The sequence below is a fragment of the Bordetella tumulicola genome, from assembly GCF_965138755.1.
In the GTDB taxonomy this organism is placed as follows: Bacteria; Pseudomonadota; Gammaproteobacteria; order Burkholderiales; family Burkholderiaceae_B; genus Bordetella_A; species Bordetella_A tumulicola.
In genome coordinates this window covers 1-1,468 of sequence record NZ_CBCSFP010000027.1, presented here as the reverse complement: position 1 = coordinate 1,468, position 1,468 = coordinate 1, and the positions used below count along the sequence as shown (strand labels likewise).

The following is a 1,468-nucleotide window of genomic DNA, read 5'->3' as shown; positions in this document are numbered from 1 at the left end:
GAAGTACCCCGCCAGCGATTGCTGGCTTTGGTTCAGCGCCACACCGGCAGGTGTGAAATCCGCCGTCGGTGTGATCGACAGCGTATTGCCGCTGCGCTTGGTATCCCAGCGATACACCAACGAATCCTGCGCATCGGGCATGCCGTCCAGGCTGGCCGCAGTCAGCACCGGCACCTCGCCCGGCAGCAACGTTACTGACGTCGGCACAATCACGCCATCCAACTGCGCCGACCCGTTGATTTTCACGTGGCTAGCCGTGTTGTTCAGCGAATCCACCGTCACGCCCAGCACACCTTGTGACGTCTGTTCATAGTCGCCGGTCAGCGTGGTGACCATGGCCGCACCCCATCCCGGCACGCCGATGTTCATCGTGCCGGCGTTGACCACTTTGCCCGCCTGGGTCTGCGCACCGGTGTTATGCACGCCAGTCGACTGAATATTCAGCAAGCCGTCGCGTAGTAGCGTCTGACCGGTGAGCATGCCTTGCAACTGCACGGTGGTCTCGCCGCTAAGCGATTGAACCGCATTGCCGTAGATGCCATTGCGGCTGTGGGCGATAACCTGGCCGCCGGACTTGATGTTGAGCGTGCTCGTCGATCCGGGGGCATCCATCTGGATCAGTGCCGTCATATCGGGGGCAGTATTGGCCGCAGCCGATTGCGGGCCCGGTTCATTGTTGATGGTCTGCCCGACAACGGTCCCAGTTACGGAAATGCTGGCGGTGCCCGGATTGGCGCCCGCGGTTTGGGCAAACACCCCGATACCATTTTTGCCGATGGCGCTGACGGTACCGTCAATCGTGACTGTCACATCGCCACCCTGGCCGCAGTGCGAGCACGACTGCCCTTGCGTAGGCGCACCGGCGAACATACCTCCCTCATTGGCGATCAGCCCGCCGCCGCCCGTGACGCTTTGCGCGAAGACGCCGATAGCCCCCGCGCCGCTGACCGCAACACTGCTGGTGCCGTCTACCACCACGTTGACATTTCCGCCTGCGCCGGGCGCAGGCGTCGTCTGGCTAGTGCTGTTGCTGGCACCGGTATAAAGCACCGGCAAGTTGGCCGGGTCACCCACAACGCGAATGACGCCACCGCCTCCGCCAATCGATTGCGCGGCAATCCCAAAGGCGCCCACGCCGGTAGTGGTAATGGAACTGTTGTTGGCCAGGTTGACGTAGACATCTCCCCCATTGCTGCCGCCAACGGTCGCCGTCCCGCCCAGCAGCGTCTGCAGGTCGCTGGAAGCCTGCGTAGACGTAATCACGCCACCGCCGCCGCCGATGCTCTGCGCCAGAACGCCGAAAGAGTTATAGCCGGTCGTTGATATCTGGATAGGGCCGTTGCTGGAATCAAAACTGGCGTAACCGCCCGTACCGTTAGCGTTGTCGCCGCCACCAAGCGTCAGCTTCAAGCTTTGCGAGGTGGCCCACGCACTTTGGAACAGAGAAGAGCCCGCCCCGCCTATGCCG

1 pseudogene is annotated in these 1,468 nt (G+C 62.7%); it reads right to left on the bottom strand.

Features of this window, described 5'->3' with window-relative positions:
• Positions 1–1,468 (bottom strand): annotated as a pseudogene (locus ACNAZS_RS26705) (hypothetical protein); the annotation flags it as partial.